Annotated in this window: 21 protein-coding genes; 8 read left to right on the top strand and 13 right to left on the bottom strand. The window is 62.8% G+C overall.

Translation table 11 applies throughout. The features are described from left to right. Nucleotides 1-7 precede the first annotated feature (7 nt). Nucleotides 8-328, bottom strand: a complete 321-nt coding sequence (locus AWB77_RS32560; protein ID WP_061125643.1) for a hypothetical protein — start codon at nt 326-328, stop codon at nt 8-10. A gap of 377 nt (nt 329-705) precedes the next feature. Between AWB77_RS32560 and AWB77_RS32555 the strand changes: the two genes are divergently transcribed. Continuing rightward, nucleotides 706-1,581 carry a class I SAM-dependent methyltransferase gene (locus AWB77_RS32555; protein ID WP_061138567.1) on the top strand — a complete coding sequence of 292 codons (876 nt, stop codon included), beginning with the start codon at nt 706-708 and terminating at the stop codon, nt 1,579-1,581. On the opposite strand, the gene AWB77_RS32550 is transcribed toward AWB77_RS32555, so the two are convergent. Together AWB77_RS32550 and AWB77_RS32545 are read right to left on the bottom strand one after the other, a co-directional pair. Further along, nucleotides 1,582-2,139 (bottom strand): DUF1415 domain-containing protein, encoded by a 558-nt coding sequence (locus AWB77_RS32550; RefSeq protein ID WP_061138566.1) that lies wholly within the window; start codon nt 2,137-2,139, stop codon nt 1,582-1,584. Continuing rightward, nucleotides 2,136-2,798: a TetR/AcrR family transcriptional regulator gene (locus tag AWB77_RS32545; protein ID WP_061138565.1), complete on the bottom strand. Its 663-nt coding sequence runs from the start codon at nt 2,796-2,798 to the stop codon at nt 2,136-2,138. Before AWB77_RS32545 ends, AWB77_RS32550 begins: the two co-directional genes overlap by 4 nt. Before the next feature lie 107 nt (nt 2,799-2,905). Here AWB77_RS32545 and AWB77_RS32540 point away from each other — a divergent pair, with 107 nt between their 5' ends. Then, nucleotides 2,906-4,189: an MFS transporter gene (locus tag AWB77_RS32540; protein WP_061138564.1), complete on the top strand. Its 1,284-nt coding sequence runs from the start codon at nt 2,906-2,908 to the stop codon at nt 4,187-4,189. Between the two features lie 109 nt (nt 4,190-4,298). Next, nucleotides 4,299-4,895: a nitroreductase family protein gene (locus tag AWB77_RS32535; protein ID WP_061138563.1), complete on the top strand. Its 597-nt coding sequence runs from the start codon at nt 4,299-4,301 to the stop codon at nt 4,893-4,895. 6 nt (nt 4,896-4,901) lie between these two features. Here AWB77_RS32535 and AWB77_RS32530 read toward each other — a convergent pair whose 3' ends face one another. Beyond that, nucleotides 4,902-6,389, bottom strand: coding sequence for an MFS transporter (locus AWB77_RS32530; protein WP_061138562.1), 1,488 nt, complete (start codon nt 6,387-6,389; stop codon nt 4,902-4,904). Between the two features lie 199 nt (nt 6,390-6,588). Between AWB77_RS32530 and AWB77_RS32525 the strand changes: the two genes are divergently transcribed. Continuing rightward, entirely contained in the window at nt 6,589-7,839 is a 1,251-nt protein-coding gene (locus tag AWB77_RS32525) for an Hsp70 family protein (protein ID WP_061138575.1), read from the top strand. Nucleotides 7,840-7,924: 85 nt separating this feature from the next. Here AWB77_RS32525 and AWB77_RS32520 read toward each other — a convergent pair whose 3' ends face one another. Further along, nucleotides 7,925-8,128 carry a cold-shock protein gene (locus AWB77_RS32520; RefSeq protein ID WP_007000074.1) on the bottom strand — a complete coding sequence of 68 codons (204 nt, stop codon included), beginning with the start codon at nt 8,126-8,128 and terminating at the stop codon, nt 7,925-7,927. Between the two features lie 453 nt (nt 8,129-8,581). On the opposite strand from AWB77_RS32520, the gene AWB77_RS32515 reads away from it, so the two are divergent. Beyond that, nucleotides 8,582-10,174 (top strand): APC family permease, encoded by a 1,593-nt coding sequence (locus tag AWB77_RS32515; protein WP_096031221.1) that lies wholly within the window; start codon nt 8,582-8,584, stop codon nt 10,172-10,174. 57 nt (nt 10,175-10,231) lie between these two features. Here AWB77_RS32515 and AWB77_RS32510 read toward each other — a convergent pair whose 3' ends face one another. The 7 genes from AWB77_RS32510 to AWB77_RS32480 form a co-directional block, all read right to left on the bottom strand. Beyond that, nucleotides 10,232-11,017 (bottom strand): DODA-type extradiol aromatic ring-opening family dioxygenase, encoded by a 786-nt coding sequence (locus tag AWB77_RS32510; RefSeq protein WP_061138560.1) that lies wholly within the window; start codon nt 11,015-11,017, stop codon nt 10,232-10,234. Nucleotides 11,018-11,112: 95 nt separating this feature from the next. Next, on the bottom strand, nt 11,113-11,712 hold the full coding sequence (locus tag AWB77_RS32505; RefSeq protein ID WP_061138559.1) for a UbiX family flavin prenyltransferase: 600 nt from the start codon (nt 11,710-11,712) through the stop codon (nt 11,113-11,115). Nucleotides 11,713-11,723: 11 nt separating this feature from the next. Next, nucleotides 11,724-12,035, bottom strand: a complete 312-nt coding sequence (grxD, locus tag AWB77_RS32500; RefSeq protein ID WP_014192384.1) for a Grx4 family monothiol glutaredoxin — start codon at nt 12,033-12,035, stop codon at nt 11,724-11,726. Between the two features lie 56 nt (nt 12,036-12,091). After that, on the bottom strand, nt 12,092-12,934 hold the full coding sequence (gene prmC / locus AWB77_RS32495) for a peptide chain release factor N(5)-glutamine methyltransferase (protein WP_061138558.1): 843 nt from the start codon (nt 12,932-12,934) through the stop codon (nt 12,092-12,094). After that, the gene (prfA, locus tag AWB77_RS32490) at nt 12,931-14,013 is read right to left on the bottom strand and encodes a peptide chain release factor 1 (RefSeq protein ID WP_061138557.1); all 1,083 of its coding nucleotides are present in this window, start codon (nt 14,011-14,013) and stop codon (nt 12,931-12,933) included. The genes prmC and prfA overlap by 4 nt, the downstream gene beginning before the upstream one ends. Nucleotides 14,014-14,112: 99 nt before the next feature. Continuing rightward, nucleotides 14,113-15,417, bottom strand: a complete 1,305-nt coding sequence (gene hemA / locus AWB77_RS32485) for a glutamyl-tRNA reductase (RefSeq protein ID WP_061138556.1) — start codon at nt 15,415-15,417, stop codon at nt 14,113-14,115. 186 nt (nt 15,418-15,603) lie between these two features. Further along, nucleotides 15,604-16,317 carry a galactosyltransferase-related protein gene (locus AWB77_RS32480; RefSeq protein ID WP_244158727.1) on the bottom strand — a complete coding sequence of 238 codons (714 nt, stop codon included), beginning with the start codon at nt 16,315-16,317 and terminating at the stop codon, nt 15,604-15,606. Between the two features lie 462 nt (nt 16,318-16,779). On the opposite strand from AWB77_RS32480, the gene AWB77_RS32475 reads away from it, so the two are divergent. The 3 genes from AWB77_RS32475 to AWB77_RS32465 all read left to right on the top strand — a co-directional run bounded on the left by AWB77_RS32475 (nt 16,780) and on the right by AWB77_RS32465 (nt 19,606). Next, nucleotides 16,780-17,052, top strand: a complete 273-nt coding sequence (locus AWB77_RS32475) for a hypothetical protein (protein WP_061138554.1) — start codon at nt 16,780-16,782, stop codon at nt 17,050-17,052. A 124-nt stretch (nt 17,053-17,176) separates the two neighbouring features. Then, nucleotides 17,177-18,964, top strand: a complete 1,788-nt coding sequence (locus AWB77_RS32470; RefSeq protein ID WP_244158729.1) for an aminopeptidase P family protein — start codon at nt 17,177-17,179, stop codon at nt 18,962-18,964. A gap of 18 nt (nt 18,965-18,982) precedes the next feature. Next, nucleotides 18,983-19,606, top strand: a complete 624-nt coding sequence (locus AWB77_RS32465; RefSeq protein ID WP_061138552.1) for an HAD family hydrolase — start codon at nt 18,983-18,985, stop codon at nt 19,604-19,606. A 24-nt stretch (nt 19,607-19,630) separates the two neighbouring features. Here the strand turns inward: AWB77_RS32465 and AWB77_RS32460 are convergent, their stop codons facing one another. Continuing rightward, nucleotides 19,631-20,755: a DUF748 domain-containing protein gene (locus tag AWB77_RS32460; RefSeq protein WP_061138551.1), complete on the bottom strand. Its 1,125-nt coding sequence runs from the start codon at nt 20,753-20,755 to the stop codon at nt 19,631-19,633. Nucleotides 20,756-20,758 lie beyond the last annotated feature (3 nt).

Genomic DNA, 20,758 nt, shown 5'->3' with positions numbered 1-20,758 from the left:
AGTCGTCTCAGCCCGGATAGGCTTCATCGACCTTCAGACCAGCCAGCTTGAAGATGACGCGCAGCGTTTGCGGCGCGATATCCCGGCGTGAGGCGAGCGTCGTCAGGACGAAATCCATCACCTTGGCGTACTTCAGCATCGTCAGGCATGTTTCGATATCGGTGGAGCCGTCGCGCATCGACTCGGCGAGGCGCAGCATCTCCACGGAAATCTCTCGGGCCATCTCCAGTTCCAGCTGCTGCTTCTCACTCCACGCGGGCATCGCGGTCAGTGCCGCGAGCATCTCCTGAAATTGTTTCTCTGCTTTCTTGTCCGGGATCGCATCCATCGCCGTCCTCTCATGTTCATGGCGCCGGCGAGTCGCATTCGCCGCGCTGTGCGTTAGGTGTTACGTAACAAGGTTAGGCGCGGGTGACGACGCTCTACGTGTCGAGGCGCGGCTTGCTACTGCGTGTTGCTCCTGCTTGCTGCATCGGTACGCGGCCGCGAGGCCACGCTGTGTCGTCTTTTCAAAGGCCTCATTGTCCGACGATGCACAATCTGTTCCATGCGTGCCGCTGCCACGCATCGGCCGATCAGCCAGTACTGGAACAAGAGCGTCTTCGCGCTTTTGGGTAAACTTCCCCTTTTGAGACGGCAGAACCAGCGGTTAGCGCACATTCGGCGCGAACATGCTCCGCTTTTTTTATTCGATACACCTTCAAGATGACCAGGAAGTCTTCCGCGCCGGCTCCGGGCACACCCGACCCCTTCACCAAACACGAGATTCGTCCCGGGCAGTCGATCGAACTGCTGAAGGAACTTCACATACTGACGCGCGACGGCAAGATGAACCAGGACAGCCGCCGCAAACTGAAACAGGTCTATCACCTCTATCAGTTCATCGAACCGCTGCTCGCCGACGTGCATTCGCGCCAAGGGGCCGTATCACTCGTTGACCACGGCGCGGGAAAATCCTATCTCGGGTTTATTCTCTACGATCTCTTCTTCAAGTCTCTGCGCGATCGGTCACACATCTTTGGAATCGAGACGCGCGAAGAGCTTGTCAGCAAATCCGAGGAATTGGCGGAGCGCCTCGGGTTTACGGGGATGTCGTTTCTGAATCTGTCGGTGGCCGAATCGATTGATTCAGATCGTCTACCTGATTCGATCGATATCGTCACTGCACTCCATGCGTGCAACACCGCCACCGACGACGCCATCCAGTTCGCTCTGCAAAAGAAAGCGAAGTACATCGTCGTAGTGCCGTGCTGTCAGGCCGAAGTGGCTTCGGTGCTGCGCAAGAATAAGGGACACGCGCTTTCGAAGAACGTGCTGACGGAAATCTGGCGGCATCCGCTGCACACGCGGGAGTTCGGCAGCCAGATCACGAACGTGCTGCGCTGCCTGCAACTCGAATCGCATGGGTATCAGGTCAGCGTGACGGAACTCGTCGGCTGGGAGCATTCGATGAAAAACGAGCTCATCGTCGCGCAGTTCAAGGACTTGCCACGCGGCCGCCCCGCGCAACGGCTGTCTGACGTACTCGAAACGCTCGGACTGGATGAATTGCGTGAGCGTTTCTTCGCGTCCGCGCCTTGATCAGGATTTGTCCATCATCCACGCATCGAAGCCGTCGTGTCCGAGTCGGCGCAAGGTTTCGATGTTGCGCTCATAAATCTCCGATGCTTCGGGGAACGCAGCAACTGCGCGATCGATGCTCGCTTCGCGCAGAAGATGAAAGATCGGATACGGGGCGCGATTCGTGTAGTTGTCGATATCGTCAGGCGCGGTGCCTTCGAACCGATAGTGCGGATGAAAACTTGCGATCTGGAGTTCGCCCGCGAGCCCGAGCTGATCGACGAGGCGCTCGGCGAAGAACAGCGCGTCGTTGTAATCGGTGAAATCGGCGAATGCGTGCGGCGTGATGAAAAGCGTGGTGTCGACGCTTTCAGGGTCTGTATCGCGCAACAGGCGAAGTTCATCGGTCAATTCCACGATCAGATCGTCGACGTCGCGCGCCTCGCTCACCACGTAACGAATCTGTTTTTTTACGTGCACGCTCTTCGCGAACGGGCACAGATTGAGTCCGATCACCGCGCGGGTGAGCCAGTGCCGGGTGGCCGCGATCACGTCGTCGCGGGTGCTGCTGTCAGTCATGAACCTTCCTGTTTGCGATGCGCGGAACACGCCGCGCCGATCAACGTGCGCGCGATGCGCGGCGCGGCGAGCAGCGGGCCCGAGCCGGGGCCGTATGTCTGGCTCGTCGCGTAGATGCCATCGACCAGCAACGCGAGTGATTCCGCCAGTTCCACCGGATTATCCGCGCCGGCCGACGCCGAAATCTCGACAAGACGCGTCATCAGGTAACTTTTATTGCGTTCGACCGACTGCCGCGCCGGATGCGCCGGATCGCCAAATTCACATGCGATGTTGACGAACGGGCAGCCGCGATAGTCCGGCGACGACGCCCGCTTCACCAGATCTTCCAGCGCCTGCAGGAGCTGCTTCGCCGGCTCGCCCGGATGTTTCGCGACGCTCGCCTCGAAGCGCTGCCGGAATCGGTCGTCCATGCGCTCCAGATACGCGACGACGAGTTCGTCCTTTGATGCAAATTGCCGATACAAGCTCATCTTGTTGACGCCCGCGCGCTCGACGACGGCATCGACACCGATCGCGCGGATGCCGTCGCGATAGAAAAGCGCCTGCGCGGCGTCGAGCAATTGCTCCTGCGCGGTCGCGCCGTCGGTGCGCACGCTTCGGCGCGCGTGATTTCTGGGCGGGTCGGAAAGGGATCGTGTCAAAGCCGGCTCCTTCATGATTTCTGCGGCATGCTTGACATGTTACCGATCGGTAACTAAGCTCGCAACTCTAATGTGACAGAGCGGTAACGTCGCAAGACACAATCCAACCTGACGGAGCAGCGATGAATTGGGTAGCGAGACGGCTGAACGGCCGGATACATTACGGCTGGATTGCGGTGGGCATCGTGTTTTTCGTGCTGCTCGCGGCAGCCGGCACGCGCGCGACGCCGAGCGTCATGATGTTGCCGCTCGAAAAGCAGTTCGGCTGGTCGCGTGGCACGATTTCGCTTGCGATCTCGATCAACCTCGCGCTCTACGGTCTCGCTGGCCCGTTCGCCGCGGCCGCGATGCAGCGCTTCGGCGTGCGTCCGACCGTGCTGGCCGCAATCGCGACGCTGGCCGCGGGCGTCGGCATCTCGTCGATGATGACCGAGCCGTGGCAGATGGTGCTCGTCTGGGGCGTGATGGTCGGCAGCGCGACGGGCGTCGCGGCGCTGACCTTGTCGGCGACGATCGTGAATCGCTGGTTTACGACGCATCGCGGTCTCGCGATGGGCATTCTCACCGCGAGCTCCGCGACCGGACAGCTCGTGTTCCTGCCGTTCCTCGCGTCGATTTCCGAGCATTACGGCTGGCGCCCGGTCGTGTTCGTTGTCGCGGCGGCGGCGGCGATCGTGCTGCCGCTCGTCGCCTGGCTGCTGCCCGAGCGTCCGGCCGATCTTTCGCTGCGTCCCGTCGGCGAGAAGGCCGATTTGCCGCCCGGCGCGCTTCCGCCGCCGAAAAACCCGATCAAGGTCGCGTTCGGCACGCTCGCATCGGCGAGCAAGACGCGCGATTTCTGGCTCCTGTTCTTCAGCTTCTTCGTCTGCGGCGCGAGCACGAACGGTTACGTCGGCACGCATCTGATCGCGATGTGCTCCGACTACGGCATGACACAAGTGCAGGGCGCGACGCTGCTCGCCGCGATGGGCATCTTCGATCTTTTCGGCACGACGCTTTCCGGCTGGCTTTCCGATCGCTTCAACGCGCGCGTGCTGCTGTTCTGGTACTACGGGCTGCGTGGGCTGTCGCTGATTTATCTGCCGTATGCGTTCGGCATCGATTTCTTCGGTCTGCCGCTGTTCGCGGTGTTCTACGGCCTCGACTGGATCGCGACCGTGCCGCCGACCGTGCGCCTCGCGACCGATGTCTATGGCAAGGAATCGGCGCCGATCGTGTTCGGCTGGATCGTCGCGGGCCATCAACTCGGCGCGGCGTTCGCGGCGCTCGGTGGCGGCATGCTGCGCTCGAGCCTCGGTAGCTACACCGTCGCGACGATGATCTCCGGCGGCCTGTGTCTCGTCGCCGCCGTGATGGTCTTGCGCATCAATCGCGCGGGCCGGTCGATGGGCGTCGCCACGACCTGAATCTCCGAACGCGCTGCACGCGCGCGCTTGCTATCCTTGTCGCCTCGAACGGCGCCCATCGTTGCCGATGCGCGCCGTTTGTCTCTCATCAAGTCAACGAGGACCGAACATGAGCATGAAACCCGCTCCGACCGATGTCGACATCCACGAGCTGATCGCCGGCCGCTGGAGCCCGCGCGCTTTCTCCGATGCGCCGATCGAGCGCGCCACGTTGCATCGGCTGCTGGAAGCGGCGCGCTGGGCGCCGTCGTCGAACAATCTGCAGCCGTGGCGCTTCATCGCGTTCGATCGTCAGCGCGACGAAGCCGCGTTCAGGCGCGCGTTCGACACGCTCGCGCCGTCGAATCAGAAGTGGAACGTGAGCGTGCCGCTGCTCGTCTGCGTGACGGCCTCGACGCTCACGCCGAAGGGCGAGCTCAACCGCACCGCGACCTACGACACCGGTGCGGCCGCGATGGCGCTCGTGCTCGAAGCGCACGCGCTCGGTCTTGCGACGCATCAGATGGGCGGGTTCGATCGCGACGCGTTCCGTCAGGCGTTCTCGATTCCGGCGGATGTCGAGATCATCGCGATGATCGCGATCGGACATCATGGCGACGCGAGCCTGCTCGACGAAGCCCTGCGCGAACGCGAAGCCGCGCCGCGCGCGCGTAAGACGCTCGCCGAAACCGCCTTCGAAGGCGCGTGGGACAAGGCGTTCAACTAATAGGGCTCAATGCTCGTCCGCCGCCGACAGCGGGCGAGCAACGTCCTCCAGCGATTTGCGCTCCGCCGCGACGCCCCAGATTCCGGCAACGACCGCCGCGGCGATCATCAGCAACGAGCCGATCAGATAGCCGACGAACACGGCGCCGCGCTCGTGCGTGTCAATCAAATGCCCGAAGAGCGTCGGCCCGATGATGCCGCCGAGCGCGGTGCCGAACGCGTAAAAGACCGCGATCGCGAGGGCGCGGATTTCGAGCGGGAACGTTTCGCTCACCGTCAGATACGCCGAACTCGCCGCCGCCGACGCGAAGAAGAAAATCACCATCCACGCGATGGTTTGCGTCGTCACCGTGAGCATGCCGTGCATGAACATCCAGCCGCTCACGGTCAGCAGCACGCCCGAGATCGCATACGTGAACGCGATCATCCGGCGACGCCCGAGCACATCGAAAAGCTTGCCCAGCAGCACCGGACCGAGGAAATTCCCGGCGGCGAACGGCAGCACGTACCAGCCGATGTGATCGCCCGGCACCTGATAGAAATCGGTCAGCACGAGCGCGTAAGTGAAGAAGATCGCGTTGTAGAAGAACGCCTGCGCGGTCATCAGCGTCAATCCGACGAGCGAGCGGCTGCGATGCGCCTTGAACAGCGTGTGCACGACTTCGCGGATCGGCGTTTCTTCGCGCGCGTGCAGGCGTAGCAGCTTCACGGGCGTGTCGGGAACCTCGACGCCATGCTGCCGGAAATGCGCCTCGATGTCCTCGACGACCCGCTTCGCTTCATCCGCGCGATTGTGCGTGATGAGCCAGCGCGGACTTTCCGGCACCCACATCCGCATGAAGAGAATCGTGAGTCCGAGCGCCGCGCCGATCAGAAAGCATGCGCGCCAGCCCCAGTCGGGCGGCAGCAGGCCGGGATCGAGCAGCACGATGGAACCCGCCGCGCCGATGCCCGCGCCGATCCAGAACGTGCCGTTGATCGCGAGATCGGTCCAGCCGCGCAGGCGCGCGGGCGTGAACTCCTGAATCGTCGAATTGATCGCGGTGTACTCGCCGCCGATGCCCGCGCCCGTCAGGAAGCGGAAGAGCACGAAGCTCGCGAGATTCCACGAGAACGCGGTCGCGGCGGTCGCAGCCGCGTAGAGAAAGAGCGTGATGAAAAAGAGCTTGCGCCGTCCGAGCCGGTCCGTGAGCCAGCCAAAACCGAGCGCGCCGAGCACCGCGCCCGCGATATACGCGCTGCCCGCAATGCCCACATCGGCGTTGGAAAACTGCAGCGCCGGACTCGATTTCAGCGCGCTCGCGACCGCGCCCGCGAGCGTCACTTCGAGGCCGTCGAGCAGCCAGGTGATGCCCAGCGCGGATACGATCAGCGTATGAAAGCGGCCCCACGGCAGACGATCGAGTCGCCCGGGTAGGTCGGTCCCAATGATGTCCGGACGATCGCTGACGGAATCGTCCGGGCGCTTCTCCTGTTTCGCGGCGGTTTCGTTCATGCGTCGAATGTGTGAATTCGCTGCGTTTCCACACGCGGAAGAGTGAACAAATTGCCGCATGGCCAGCAAATCGCATTCCGCATTTATCGAATAAACTCAATGGTTTAAAAATAGCGGAAACGCGGTTGATGCGCCTTGCGGAACGTGTTAAAAACGCCGTCCATGTTTGAATCTGGCGCTTTCCGCGCCGCCGATGCCCATGACTTATTGCGCGATCGATTTCGGCACGTCGAATTCTGCGGTGGCTGTGCCGGACGGCTCGTCGATCCGGCTGGCGCCCGTCGAAGGTGAGGCGACCACGCTGCCCACCGCCGTTTTCTTCAATACCGACGAGAATAACCAGTCCTATGGCCGCGCGGCGCTCGAAGCGTACATCGACGGCTTCGACGGCCGCCTGATGCGCTCGATGAAGAGCATTCTCGGCTCGCCGCTCGCGGAAAACAGCACCGACCTCGGCGACGGCTCCGCCATCAAGTACACCGACGTCATCACGCTCTTCCTGCAGCATCTGAAGCAGAAGGCGCAGGCGCTCGCTGCAGAGCCGCTCACGCGCGCGGTGCTCGGACGCCCGGTTTTTTTCGTCGATGACGATCCGCGCGCCGATCTTCTCGCGCAAAAGCAGCTCGAAGCGTGCGCGCACGCGGTCGGCTTGCGCGAGATCCATTTCCAGTACGAGCCGATCGCCGCGGCCTTCGACTACGAAGCCGGACTGTCGCAGGAAGGTCTCGTGCTCGTCGCGGATATCGGCGGCGGTACGTCGGACTTTTCGCTCGTGCGCGTCGGTCCGCAGCGCGCTCGCAATCTAGAGCGCAAGGACGACGTGCTCGCGCATCATGGCGTGCACGTCGCCGGGACGGATTTCGACCGGCGCGTCGAACTCGCGACCGTGCTGCGCGAACTCGGCTACCAGTCGCTCGATCCGAAGGGCCGCGAAGTGCCGAGCCCCGTGTACTTCGATCTGGCGACGTGGCATCTGATCAACACGGTGTACACGCCCAAGCGCGTGAGCGAACTGCAACTGATGCGTCATCTCTACACCGACGCGCGCCATCACGATCGTCTGATGCGCGTGGTGTATCGCCGGCTCGGCCACGCGCTGACCGCACACGCCGAAGAAGCGAAGATCGAGGTCGCTGCGGGCGGCACGACCGAAATCGACATGGAAGAGGTGGAAGAAGCGCTGCGCGTCGCGTTCGACGAAGCGCAACTGATCGCTTCGGGCGCGGACGAAACACGGCGGATCGTCGAGGCGGCGCAGGAGACGCTCAAGCGCGCGGGCGTGGCTCCGGCGGATGTCGGCGCCATCTATTTCACCGGCGGCACGACGGGGCTGCGATTTTTGTCGGAAGCGCTGTCGGCGGCGTTTCCCGCCGCGAAGCCGGTCTTCGGCGATCGCCTGGCGAGCGTGGCGAAGGGACTCGGCATCTACGCGCAGCGCGTCTTCGTGTGACACACGCAGCGAAGCGAACGCAGAAAACAAAAAACCCCGCCGAAGCGGGGTTTTTCGTTACGAATTCTCGCGGGTGCTAAGGAGCTTAGACCGGCTTGATGTTCGCGGCTTGCTTGCCCTTCGGGCCCGTCTTCACTTCGTAGGAAACCTTCTGGTTTTCCTGAAGCGTCTTGAAGCCTTCGATGCGGATTTCCGAGAAGTGCGCGAACAGATCTTCGCCGCCGCCATCCGGAGTGATGAAGCCAAAGCCCTTTGCGTCATTGAACCACTTGACGGTACCGGTTTCCATGTTACTTGTTCCAAAAAAAAGATGAATAAGGCCGAAGCCCAGGGGTGCGGAAAATCAAGGAAGGGGCAATGGGACCAACCGGAGTACCGTGATGGCGAACTCGAAAGAACCAATTCACTCGCCACTTGAAATCCTGCAAGAAGCTTTATACGGCGAAACCATTTCGCGGTCAATTAATATCCGACAACTCTGAAGGGATTTTTTTGGGATGCGTAACAAACGCTTACGAAACTTGCAATTTTGACCGCTAATGACGTGGAAAACACAACTTTGGGGCAATTTTTTTCTTTCCAGTATGCACTGAATTCGAAAGGTGCAACCGGTAAACTACGCGCCTTCGTAGGGTTGCACCGACATCGCCGGCGCGCCGGGAATGTTCCTCGCGTTCGCCGGCGATCGCGGCTCTGCCGGCCGCAAGCGATGCGCGCGCTGCGCGAGACACTGGAGAGAGAATTGAAGAGTTCGATACAAAGAAATATCGGCCCGATGGCGCTCATGTTGACCGGCCTCGGTTCCATCATAGGGTCCGGCTGGCTGTTCGGGGCGTGGAAGGCCGCCAAGATCGCCGGACCGGCGGCGATCGTCGCGTGGGTCATCGGCGCGGTGGTGATCCTTGCGATCGCGCTAACGTACGCCGAGCTCGGGGCGATGTTCCCCGAATCCGGCGGCATGGTGCGCTACGCGCGCTACTCGCACGGCGCGCTCGTCGGCTTCATCAGCGCGTGGGCGAACTGGATCGCGATCGTGTCGGTGATTCCGATCGAAGCGGAAGCATCGATCCAGTACATGAGCACGTGGCCGTATGACTGGGCGCACGCGCTGTTCGTCAACGAGTCGCTCACGCCGATGGGCCTCGGCCTGTCGGCGCTCCTCGTGATCGTGTACTTCATGCTGAACTATTGGGGCGTGAAGGTCTTCGCGCGCGCAAACTCCGCGATCACAGTCTTCAAGTTCCTCATTCCGGGCGCGACCATCGCCGGTCTGATCATCGCCGGGTTCCATTCGGAGAATCTCGGCACCGCGTCGAGCTTCGCGCCGTACGGCTGGCCGGCCGTGCTGACGGCGGTGGCGACGAGCGGCATCGTGTTCAGCTTCAACGGCTTCCAGAGCCCGGTGAACCTCGCCGGCGAAGCGCGCAATCCGGCGCGTAGCGTGCCGTTCGCCGTGATCGGATCGATCCTGCTCGCGCTCGTGATCTACGTGCTGCTGCAGATTGCGTACATCGGCGCGGTGAATCCGGCGGACGTGGCGAAGGGCTGGTCGCACTTCAACTTCGCGTCGCCGTTCGCGGAATTGGCACTCGCGCTGAACCTGAACTGGCTCGCGATCCTGCTTTACGTCGATGCTTTCGTGAGCCCGAGCGGCACTGGCACGACTTACATGGCGACGACCACGCGCATGATCTACGCGATGGAGCGCAACAACACGATGCCGAAGATCTTCGGCGTCGTGCATCCGTTCTACGGCGTGCCGCGCCCCGCGATGTGGTTCAACCTGTTCGTCGCGTTCGTGTTCCTGTTCTTCTTCCGCGGCTGGAGTTCGCTCGCGGCGGTGATCTCGGTCGCGACGGTCATTTCATATCTCACCGGCCCCGTCAGTCTGATGGCGCTGCGCCGCTCGGCCACTGATCTCCATCGCCCGCTCAGACTGCCGATGATGGGCGTGATCGCGCCGTTTGCGTTCGTGTGCGCGTCGCTGGTGCTGTTCTGGGCAAAGTGGCCGCTGACCGGCGAAATCATCCTGCTGATGGTCGTCGCGTTGCCTGTGTACTTCTACTTCCAGAGCAAGGTCGGATTTGCGGGCTGGGGCCGCGATCTGAAGGCGGCGTGGTGGCTGGTGGCGTATCTGCCGTCGATGGCAGTCATGTCGCTGATCGGCAGCAAGGACTTCGGCGGAAACGGCTTGCTGCCTTACGGCTGGGACATGGCGGCGGTCGCCGTGCTCGCGTTGATCTTCTATTACTGGGGCGTGCACACGGGATATCGCACGAACTATCTCGACGAGCGCGAAAGCCGCGACGACATTCTTCACGAAGTGGGCGCCTAAGCGTTTCGCACCGGCAAGACAAAGCCCGCCTGAGCGATCAGGCGGGCTTTTTTGCGCTCAGTCGTCGGTGAAGATGTAGTTGGTCATCGCGAGCGCGCGCTGGAACGTGCCGAGCGATTGAATGCCCAGCCGATACTCGTCCGACGCCGCGCCGAGCGCGCTGAACACCGGCAGCAGATGTTCGTCGGTCGGATGCATCAGCGCGGCATGCGGCGCGCGGGCGCGATAGTCGAGCAGGGCGCCGATATCGCGTTCGGCCATGCGGCTTTCGAACCAGTCGGTGAACTCGGACACGCGTGGATCGGCATCTTCCGGGCGCGCGCCGAAATCCGCCATGCGCAGATTGTGCGTAATCTGCCCCGAACCGACGATCATCACGCCGTCATCGCGCAAATCTCGCAACGCGCGTCCGATGCGGAAATGATGCGCGGCATCGAGATTCGGCTGAATCGAAAGCTGCGCGATCGGCACGCCGGCGTCCGGATACATCAGGAGCATCGGCACCCAGGCGCCGTGATCGAGCCCGTGGTCCGCCGTCGCGGCAGGAATGCCTTGCGCGGCGAGCAACGCGACGGCGCGCTTCGCCAGTTCGGGCGCGCCCGGCGACGGATAGCGAATCTCATACAGCGCGCGCGGAAAGCCGTAGAAATCGTGGATGGTCTCCGGACGTTCAGCCGTGCTCGCCACCGGCTGCGCCGTGCCCCAGTGCGCGGAAAGCATCAAAATCGCGCGGGGACGCGGCAGCGTGTTACCGAGCGATGTGAATTCGGCGGACGGCATCGACGGATCGATCGGCAATGTCGGGGCGCCGTGGGAAACAAAGACGGAAGGCAGTCGGCTCATGGCGGCAAATTCCTTATGCGGTATGCCGTCAATGTAATGCCGTCAGTCGTGTTAATAAACGGCTGACGGAGCAACGAATTATGTCGCAGGTGTTGTCAATCGTCTTCGCCGCGCAAACCTTGCCACGACGAAGCGACCGGCTGCGCGATCCCGAAAAGATCGATGACGCGCGCGACCGTGTGATCGACCATTTCGTCGATGCTCGCGGGCTTTTGATAGAACGCAGGCAACGGCGGAAAGATCACGCCGCCCATTTCGGTGACGGCCGTCATGTTGCGCAGATGCGCGAGATTGAGCGGCGTTTCGCGCACGAGCAGCACGAGTCGGCGGCGTTCTTTCAGGACGACGTCGGCAGCGCGGGTGATGAGGTTGTCGGAGAGGCCGTGCGCGATGCTCGCGAGCGTGCGCATCGAGCAGGGCGCGACGACCATGCCGTCGGTCGAAAACGAACCCGACGCAATGGTCGCGCCGACATCGCGAACGCTATGGACGACATCCGCGAGCGCGTGGACGGCGGCCTTGTCGAGATCGAGTTCGTGCTGGATGTTGAGCCAGCCGGCGCTTGATACGAGCAGATGCGTCTCGACGCCGGAAAGCCGACGCAGCGTCTCGAGCAGACGCACGCCGTAGATGGCGCCCGTTGCGCCGGTAATCGCGACGATGAGCCGTCGTTTTGCGGCAGCGGGCGCGCTCACTTATTAAAAGCTCAGGCGGCTGCGAAAAGCTGCTGCAGTTCGCCCGACTGATACATCTCCATCATGATGTCCGAACCGCCAATGAACTCGCCGTTCACGTAAAGCTGCGGGATGGTCGGCCAGTTGGAAAATTCCTTGATGCCCTGGCGGATTTCGTCGTCTTCGAGAACGTTCACGGTCTTGATCTGATCGACGCCGCATGCCTTGAGCACTTGAATCGCGCGGCCGGAGAAGCCGCACATCGGAAATTGCGCCGTGCCCTTCATGAAGAGGACGACCGCGTTTTGATCGACGATTTGCTTGATGCGTTCTTGCGTATCCATGGCGTTCCTGCGCTTGAGATTTCGGTGAGAGTTCTTGAAATGATAGCGGATTTCGATTACTCGAGCCGCGCCGCTCTCGCGATGAACCGTCCTCCGGAGCAGCGTTCGATGCCGGCGAGATCGCGCACCGAGCGCACGTCGGTAAAGCCGCGCGCCGTGAGCAGCGCGCGAACGAAGGCCGCCTGGTCGTACCCGTGTTCGAGCCACAGCGTGCGGTTGCCCGCGAGCAGAAACGGCGCCGTTTCGATGATCGCGCGGATCGCGGACAGGCCGTCTGCGTCGTCGGTGAGCGCGCCGCGCGGTTCGAAGCGCAGATCGCCTTGTTGGAGATGCGGATCGTCGCTCGCGATATACGGCGGATTGCTGACGATCGTGTCGAATGCCAGCGACGGATCGATGTTCGCGGTCCAGTCGCTTTCAATGAACGTGACGGTGTTCTTGTCCAGCAGACGCGCGGCATTGGCTCGCGCGACTTGCAATGCAGCGCCCGATCGATCCACGGCCCACATGCGCGCATCGGCACGCGCATGCGCGATCGAAATCGCGATCGCGCCGGTTCCCGTGCCGAGATCGAGCACGCGCGGGTTCGGTGTATCGGCGATGGCTTCGAGCGCGAGTTCCACGAGCAATTCCGTTTCCGGGCGCGGAATCAGCACGTCCGGCGTGACATCGAAGTCGAGGCCGAAGAATTCGCGCTTGGCCGTAAGTTGCGCGATCGGCTCGCCGTTCAGACGTCTTGCCGCGAGCGCTTCGAAACGCGCGACGGCTTCTTGCGGCAGAATCTCGCGATCGCGCGTGATGAGTTCCGTGCGCCGCCAGCCGAGCACGTGCATCAACAGGATGCGCGCTTCGAGCTGCGGCAGCGCGCACGAACGCAGCAATGCGGCGGCATCGCTCACTCGGATTCTCCGAGCGCCGCGAGCAGTTCCGCCTGATGCTCGGACACGAGCGCGCCGATGAGTTCGTCGAGATCGCCGTCCATGATGTACTCGAGCTTGTAGAGCGTCAGGTTGATGCGGTGATCCGTCATACGGCCTTGCGGGAAGTTGTACGTACGGATGCGCTCCGAGCGGTCGCCCGAACCGATCAGGCTCTTGCGCGTCGCGGCTTCCTTCGCGTGCTGCTCGTGATACTGCTTGTCCTTGATGCGCGCGGCGAGCACCTTCAGCGCGCGATCCTTGTTCTTGTGCTGCGAACGGTCGTCCTGACATTCGACGACGATGCCCGTCGGCAAGTGCGTCACGCGCACCGCCGAATCCGTCTTGTTGATGTGCTGCCCGCCCGCGCCCGACGCGCGGAACGTATCGATGCGCAGATCGGCCGGATTGATGACGACCTCGCTGATTTCATCGGCTTCCGGCATCACCGCGACCGTGCACGCGGACGTATGAATGCGCCCCTGCGTTTCCGTCGCCGGAACGCGCTGCACGCGATGCCCGCCCGATTCGAACTTGAGCCGCGAATACGCGCCTTGTCCCGCGAGCCGCACGATCACTTCCTTGTAGCCACCGAGATCGGAGACGCTTTCCGACATCGTTTCTGCCGTCCAGCGATTGCGTTCCGCGTAACGCAGATACATGCGCAGCAGATCGCCCGCGAACAGCGCGGATTCGTCGCCGCCCGTGCCCGCGCGAATTTCGATGAAGATGTTGCGGTCATCGTTCGGATCTTTCGGGAGCAACATGGTTTGCAGATCGCTTTCGATCTTCGTCATGCGCTCGCGTGCCTCGCCGATTTCCTCTTCGGCGAAATCGCGCATCGACGGATCGGAGAGCAGTTCCTGCGCGGTGGCTTCGTCGGTCAGGGCCTGCCGCCAGAGCGCGTACTGATCGACGATCGGGCTGATTTCCGCGTGTTCGCGTGTGAGCCGCCGATATTGATCCATATCGGAAGTCACGTCTTCACGGCTCAATAGTTCGTTGAGATCGACCTGCCGTTTTGCAAGCTGGTCGAGCTTGCTTTGCATGCTCGTTTTCATCGGACGGAGATGACGCGCTGGGCGTCAGAGATTACTGCGATCGGGGAAAGCCGCCGCGCGCGCCGCGGGCAGCCTTTGAGAATAGCAAAGAGGTGGCCGCTAACGGTCCGACGAATTCGACGGATCGGACGGCGAGCCGTGACGGTAGAAGCCGCTCATCAGATCGATGAGCTGGCTGCGCTCCTCGCTGCTCGCGCGGTTGAGCGCGTGCGTCGGGCCGTGAATGAGCTTGTTCGTGAGCGACTGCGAGAGCGCTTCGAGCACGGCGGCGGGATCGTCGCCGCGCGCGAGCATCTTGCGCGCGCGTTCGAGTTCGGCGCGGCGCAGCGCGTCCGCCTGCGTGTGCATGTGGCGGATGACCGGCACGATGCTGCGCGCATCGAGCCATTGCATGAAATTCGCGACACGCGTCTCGATGATCGATTCGGCCTGCGCGACCGCCGCCTGGCGCGACGCATTGCCTTCGCGCACGATCGCGCCGAGATCGTCGACGGTGTAGAGGAACACGTCCTGAAGATTGCCGACTTCCGGCTCGATGTCGCGCGGCACGGCGAGATCGACCATGAAGATCGGCCGATGGCGGCGCGCGCGCACCGCACGCTCGACCGCGCCCAGCCCGATGATCGGCAGCGTCGACGCCGTGCAGGACACGATGATGTCGAAGTCGGCCATGCGCGTGGGCAGTTCGGAAAGCGGAATCGCGCGGCCGTTGAAGCGGCTGGCGAGCTTCTCGCCGCGCTCGGCCGTGCGGTTCGCGACGACCAGCTCACGCGGATTCTGCGCGGCGAAGTGCGTGGCGCAGAGCTCGATCATTTCGCCCGCGCCGATGAACAGCACGCGCTGGCTCGAAATGTTCTCGAAGATGCGCTGCGCGAGACGCACGGCGGCGGCGGCCATCGACACGGACTGCGCGCCGATTTCGGTCGTCGTGCGCACTTCTTTCGCCACGGCGAAGGTGCGCTGGAACAACTGGTTGAGATACGTGCCGAGCGCGCCGGCTTCCGATGCGGTGCGTACCGCGTCTTTCATCTGCCCGACGATCTGCGTTTCGCCGAGCACCATCGAGTCGAGTCCGGACGCGACGCGAAACGCGTGACGCACGGCTTCGGACTGCGGCAGCGCGTAGACGTGCGGCGCGAGTTCGGGAACGGGAATGTTGTGGTACTGCGAGAGCCACTGGATCGCGGCTTCGCGGGCGGCGGCGTCGTCGGTGGCGCAGTACAGTTCGGTGCGATTGCAGGTCGAAAGAATCGCCGCTTCCGGCGACGCCTTCGCGAGCGGCCCCAGCCAGATGTCCTTCAGCGCGCCCAGCGCGGGCTTCAGTTGTTCGAGCGGAAACGCCACGCGTTCGCGCAGGGCGACAGGCGCAGTGTGGTGATTGATTCCGATCGTGAGGAGCTGCATTGTTTTGGGCTGATGCTTTGGGCCTAAGCCGATGGCCTTTCAGATAGCCCAATATTATAGCGTTTTGCGCATTTGTTCATTTATAGGTGGCATTTGGGGCGCGAGCGGCCCGGGGAAGGCGCAAAAGCTTACGCAGCTTGACGATGGCGTCGTTCGCCCGCCGAAGTGGGACGGAACGCCGCGGCGTCAGCCGAAGTACTTCGACAGTTCGGCGGCGCGCGCCTGCAGATCTTCGATGGGCATCTCACTGGTCTGACGCGCCATCTCGCGGTTTTTCGCGCTCTTATCGTCCGCGACGATGTCAAAGCGATGAGCAGAGTCGTGATTCAGGTGAAATAGCGAAGAGGCCGGGCCGGTGAGCGAATGCCAGCGCAAACCGAGCCGCGCGGCGCGCACGAACAGATCGTCGTCCTCACCGCCCCAGCCCGTGAACTGCGGATCGAGACCGCCGATACGAATGAAATCCGGGCGCTTGAAGAGATTGATCGCGCCCGGCGTGTTCGCGTACAGCACGTTGATATCCTCGGGCAAGTCGCCATCCATGAATGGCGCGAATTCGTCGAAATTGCCTGATTCGATGAAAGATTGGCGGCGATCGCCTGAAACATTCAATACGCGGGAAAAAGGACAGAGGACGTCGCTGCTATCGCCGTCCATCAATGAATCCACACATCCTCTCATCATATGCGGATTGGCGATCATATCAGCGTCGTGCATGCAGATAATCGGGCTTCTAGCGACGAGCGCCCCGAGATTGACCAGCCTTGCCTTCGGAAATGGCCCAGTGTCGTGCACGAATATATGCCGGATGCGTGAATCGCCGAGTTCGCTCCAGTTGAACGTAGGCGCAGCGTCAGCCTCGATCAGCCAGATCCGATAATCCGAATAGGTGCGCCCCAAGTGACGCAGCACGCCGCGCAGGTTATCGCGCCTTTCCTGTCCTGAACCGCGATATGTCATGATTATTTCGAGGCCGCGCAGGGAAATCGGATTAATTTCGATCATAGGAAAAATAATGCTTTCATCGCTGCTTCGTTAAACCGGTTGGTGAGCAATAGGTTCAGCGAATCAAAGAGGATGTTAATTTCGCTTTTTGCATGTTTTATCTGTCCAATAAATAAAAGCGAAACCGGAATAAACATTTTATCATTCGGTCGATCCGTTGAAATTCAGAAAACTCGCATATCGGCTCAAGGATTCGCTTATTTCTGTTTTTCAAACTTGCGCACCGGAGTGTTGCGCTCCCTTTATCCGGCCCCTAAACTCAACCGCTACGTCCCGTCGAGAGCCGCGCAAAGCCATGCCCATCAACCGAAACGCTCCGCTTCCCCGAGAACCGGCTTCAACCAAGCGACGCTGCTGATGGGCTGGATCGGGCTGATTTTTCTCGGCGCGGTGATCGGCGCGGCGGGCTGGTGGCTGCATCCCCTGCGGCGCGCGGGACGCGTCGTGCACGCTCCGGCGGGGCGCATCTGGACGGCCATCGCGGCTGGCATACTGGCGACGATCGTCGCGCGCATGCTCGGCAACATCGTCGACGTGTACCACGACGGCGACACGCTCGAATGGCTCGCGTGCGCGGTTTTCGCGCTCGTCGTCGTGACGACGACGGTCGCGCTGGCGGCACGCCGCTGACTCTTTTTCTGGCGCGCGGCGGGCGATCCTCGCCGCGCCCGAGCTTCTGGTGCCCCACGCGGGCTTTCAAGCAGGTGAATTCATGAACGATCGCATTGCAGATTCAGCCATTCCCGAGCCGGCCATGTTTGCGCGGCGCATCGAGTCGTTGCGCGGCCAGATGGCGCTCGAAAAGCTCGCCGCCGTGCTGATTCCATCGGCGGATCCGCATCTTTCCGAATATCTGCCGGAGCGCTGGCAAGGCCGCCAGTGGCTTTCGGGCTTCACCGGCTCGGTCGGCACGCTGGTCGTGACGGCGGATTTCGCGGGCGTCTGGGTCGACAGCCGCTACTGGACGCAGGCCGAAGCGCAACTCGCGGGCACCGGCGTCGTGCTGATGAAGATGATGGGCGGCCAGCAGACTGCGCCGCACGTCGAATGGCTCGCGGAGAACGTGCCGTCCGGCGCGACCGTCGCGGTCGACGGCACCGTGCTCGGCGTTGCGGCAGCGCGTGCATTGTCCGATGCGCTGAGCGCGCGCGGCATCGCGCTGCGCACCGATCTCGATCTGCTCGATTCCGTATGGCCCGCGCGTCCCGGCTTGCCGGAAGCGACCGTCTACGAACACGCCGCACCGCATGCGAGCGTCGCACGCGCCGACAAGCTCGCGCAGGTTCGCGAGGCGATGCGCGCGAAAGGGGCGCAATGGCACTTCGTTTCCACGCTCGACGATCTCGCGTGGATCTTCAACCTGCGCGGGGGCGACGTAAGCTATAACCCGGTGTTCGTCGCGCACGCGCTGATCGGGCTGAACGACGCGACGATCTTCGTCGCCGACGGCAAGGTTCCGGCCGCGCTCGTCGAATCGCTCGCGCGCGATGGCGTGCGGGTCGCGCCGTATGCATCGGCGCCCGCATCGCTCGCGTCGCTGCCGGCGGGATCGACGTTGCTGATCGACCCGCGCCGCATCACGCACGGCTTGCTGGAACGCGTTCCGTCGACGGTGAAGACGGTCGAGGCGGTGAATCCGTCGACTTTCGCGAAGTCGCGCAAGACCGCGGCCGAAGCGGCGCACATCCGCGCGACGATGGAGCAGGACGGCGCCGCGCTCGCCGAATTCTTCGCGTGGTTCGAAGGCGCGCTCGGCCGCGAGCGCATCACGGAACTGACCATCGACGAAAAACTGACTGCCGCGCGTGCGCGCCGTCCGGGCTTCGTTACGCTTAGCTTCGGCACGATCGCGGGCTTCAACGCGAACGGCGCGATGCCGCATTACCGCGCGACGGCGGCGTCGCACGCGGTGATCCAAGGCAACGGCTTGCTGCTGATCGACTCCGGAGGCCAGTATCTGAGCGGCACGACGGACATCACGCGCGTCGTGCCGATCGGCGATATCACGGCGGAACACAAGCGCGATTTCACGACGGTCCTGAAGGGCACGATCGCGCTGTCGCGGGCGAAATTCCCGCGCGGCATCCGCTCGCCGATGCTCGATTCGATCGCGCGCGCGCCGATCTGGGAAGCAGGCGCGGATTACGGGCACGGCACGGGCCACGGCGTCGGCTACTTCCTGAACGTGCACGAAGGCCCGCAGGTGATTTCGCACTACGCGCCCGCCGAATCGTGGACGGCGATGGAAGAGGGCATGATCACGTCGATCGAGCCGGGCATTTATCGGCCGGGCAAGTGGGGCATCCGCATCGAGAATCTCGTGCTGAATCAGGCGGCGGGCAAGACCGAGTTCGGCGATTTCCTCGAATTCGAAACGCTGACGCTGTGCCCGATCGACACGCGCTGCATCGACCTGGCGCTGTTGCGCGAGGACGAGCGCGCGTGGCTCAACGCGTATCACGAAACCGTGCGCCGCCGCGTGTCGCCGCATGTGTCGGGCGACGCGCTGGCGTGGCTCGGAACGCGGACGCAGGCGATCTGACCGGCGGAGCGGCGAACAATGACAATCAAGGCAGTCGTATTCGATTTCGGCGGCGTGCTGATCGACTGGAATCGCGAGTATCTTTACAAGCAACTGATTGCCGACGAAACCGAGCGCCGCTGGTTTCTCGACAACGTCTGCAAGATGGAATGGGTCGTGCAGCAGGACGGCGGCCAGACGATCGAAGACGGCACCGCCGAACTGATCGCGATGTATCCCGAGCACGAAGCGCTGATCCGCGCCTTCTACGCGCGCTGGCCGGAGATGGTGTCGGGCGTGCTGGAAGAGGGCGTCGCGCTCGTCGACCGGCTCGAAGCGGCGGGCGTGCCGCTCTTCGGTCTCACGAACTGGTCGGCGGAGACGTTTCCCTACGCGTGGGAGCGCTTCGACGTGCTGCGGAAGTTTCGCGAGATCGTCGTGTCGGGGCGCGTGGGGCTCGTCAAGCCCGATCCGCGGATTTTCGGTTTGATGCGCGCGGAAATCGAACGGCATCTGCCGGGCATTCAACCGGACGAACTCGTGTTCATCGACGATAACCTCATGAACGCGCAAGCCGCGACTGCGCTCGGCTGGCGCGGCGTTCACTACACCGGCGGGCTGGCAACGGAAACGAAGCTGCGCGCGCTGAATCTGCCCATCTGAAAGCAGAAGCCTGTCGGCAACGCGCTACTGCCCCAGCAGATTCTTCAGCGCGTTGCCGATCCCACGCACCGTATCGCCCGCGCCGCGCGCGACGCCTTCCGCGCTCACGCCGAGCGCCTTTGCAAACCCTGCCGCGAGCTTCTTCGAAAGACTTTCGCTGAGCGAAAATTTCGGATCGCGCAGATCGCCGTCGAGCACGAAATCCAGCTTGATCTGCTCCTTGCGATCCTTCAGCGCGGCGATCGCGGCCTTCGTCGGAATCGAGAGGAAAGTGTCGAGCGCATTGCCGTTGTTGCTGATCTGCAAGTGATTCAGCACCAGCGTGCCGGGCGCGTGGATGCGGTAATTCTTCACGTTGGCATCGATCGTCAAGTCGATGGTGCCACCCGTCACCGCCGCCTTCGCGCCGGCCTTCTTCAGCAGATACGGATCGAGCGTGGCGACATCCACGTTGCGCAGCGTCGCGCGCGTCTGCGAATCCTTGTTGGCGATGACCATCCAGCCGCCCCACGTGACATTGCCCGTGTGCGACGGACCTTTGATGGAACCGGTCATCGACAGCTCCGTGCGATCGGCGAGCGCGGGCAGATGAATGTGATCGACGGTGGCGCGCGCATCGCTGATCAGCACACGATACGGCGGGTTCTGCGCGGTGCTGTCGAAGAATTCCATCGAGCCGCGCTCGAACGACACGCGATCGATGAGCTTTTCTTCCTGCGCGTGCTCGCGCGCGTTGTCGTCGGCTTTGGCGTCGGCATCGCGCGCGGTTTCCCTGAGTCCCGGCAGGATCAGGACGCGGCCATCGGCGGTGCGCACGATCGACAGATAGTAGTTGTCGACGCTCACGCTGCGCAGATGAAGCGGCTTCGACACGAGCGAGTGCATGTCGACGTCGAGCACGATGCGCTCGGCGCGCATCGCGTCGCTGGCGGGCCAGCCTTTCGGACCGCGCAGGCGCACGCGCGAGAGCGTGACCTGGCCGAAGCCGACGTCGATTTCCTCGACCGTGCCATTCAGTCCGAGCGTTTCGAGGATGCGCTCCTTCATCTGATGCACGACGAAAAGCCATCCGCCGACCATCACGACGACCAGCGCCACGATGATGCCGATTGCCCAAAGCGCTCCCCGCCGCGCGCTCGATCCCGCCATCTG

Origin of the sequence: Caballeronia fortuita (assembly GCF_001544835.2) — a bacterium.
In the GTDB taxonomy this organism is placed as follows: Bacteria; Pseudomonadota; Gammaproteobacteria; order Burkholderiales; family Burkholderiaceae; genus Caballeronia; species Caballeronia fortuita.
The sequence above is the reverse complement of the archived record's forward strand: the minus strand, read 5'-3'. Positions and strand labels throughout refer to the sequence as shown.